1 protein-coding gene and 1 pseudogene are annotated in these 1,390 nt (G+C 69.2%); both read right to left on the reverse strand.

Annotation, left to right across the window (positions count from 1 at the left end):
* Positions 1-1,055: type IV secretory system conjugative DNA transfer family protein (locus tag QH283_RS12715; RefSeq protein WP_280503209.1), on the reverse strand; the 1,055-nt coding region annotated here is incomplete at its 3' end.
* A 45-nt stretch (positions 1,056-1,100) separates the two neighbouring features.
* Positions 1,101-1,390: pseudogene (locus QH283_RS12720) on the reverse strand (hypothetical protein); the annotation flags it as partial.

Below are 1,390 nucleotides of genomic sequence, written 5' to 3' on the forward strand. Positions count from 1 at the left end.
ATGTTGGACAGCTGCAGCGAGCGCACCATCTTCTTGGCGGTGCCGAAGATGCCGCTGCGGGTGCGCGGGTCGGCGTTGTACTGCATCGCCAGACCCGAGGCCATCGCCTGGTGCGGCGAGTTGCGCAGCAGCTCGATCGGCTCGGTGTCCTGCGGGTTGGTCACCCATTCCCACACCTGCACGATCGGGTAGTCGCCGACCGCCGCCGCCAGGAACAGCGCGGCGAGCAGGTCCTCGGCCTCGGGATCGAAGAAGTCGTCCTTCTTGCCCTCGCCGCCCTCGTCGGCGTCGGCGAAATGGCCGGCCAGCCGTTGGGCGCGCATCTCCTTGCCCGGCCGGTCGGAGTTGACCCAGGCCAGCGGATTCCAGTACCAGCTCGGCGGTTCGTCGGCCACGCCCTGCGGGTCGAAGACGAAAGTGGGGCTGCCCTTCTGTTCGCGCACGTCGCGGGTCGCGTCCACCACGTCGCGCTTGTTGGAGGTGGCGAGGACCGGGCCGATGGCCGACAGGATGGCCGGGATCACCCGCGAGGTCGACTTGCCCTGGCGCGGCCCCCAGATGTCCAGGTGCAGATCCTCGTAGGAGCCGTAGAGCATGATGCCGTCGGCCACGCTCATGCCGATCGGCACGCCTGGCGAATCCTGGTAGCCCAGTTCGATGCCGAGCTGCTGGGCCTTCTCCCGCACACCGGCCTCGGTCAGCGCGTACACCGCGGCGCCGCTGCCCATGTACTGCGCCTTGGCGTCCACCGGCAGCACGCCCACCGATGCCCGCTTGGCGCGCTCCTTGCGGACCATGAGGAAGGCGATCGCGGCGGCGATGATCAGCAGCACGATGATCGTGGAGGGGAACGGCCAGCTGTACTGCCCGCGCGCCATGCCCGCGGTGACCTCGATCGGATTGATCGGCAACTGCTGCGGCGTGCCCGACAGCTGGTTGCCCAGGTGCAGCGCCACCATCAGCAGCACGAACACCGTGAATCCGGCGTAGACGGCGATCAGACCCAGATCGGGGCCGGGTATCGCCGGGTCCTTCACAGGTTTCTTCTTCGCCATCCCTGCCTCCTCGAATCGCCCTGCGGAGAAATGCCTGTCACGTGGTCAGCCGAACGCATCGAGCCGCCACCCCTCGCCGGTCTCGACCACCGTGGCGATGACGGTCGTGGCGGGCAGCGCCTCGGTCCGCCCGTCCGGGTACACCACGGTCTGTTCGATCCCGATCTTGAACTGCTGGACCGCGCCCTCGCCCTGACCGGGCGGCCGCTCGCCCGAGGCGAAGGTGAACGCCTCGACCCGCGCGCCCGCCTTCGCCCATTCCGCCCAGCGCAGCGACGGGCTCGGTTCCTCGGCCGGCGCGCTGTCGAGGGTGCGGATCAGGCTCGGCCCCAGAT

The organism is Nocardia farcinica, from assembly GCF_029867845.1.
Taxonomy (GTDB): Bacteria; Actinomycetota; Actinomycetes; order Mycobacteriales; family Mycobacteriaceae; genus Nocardia; species Nocardia farcinica_A.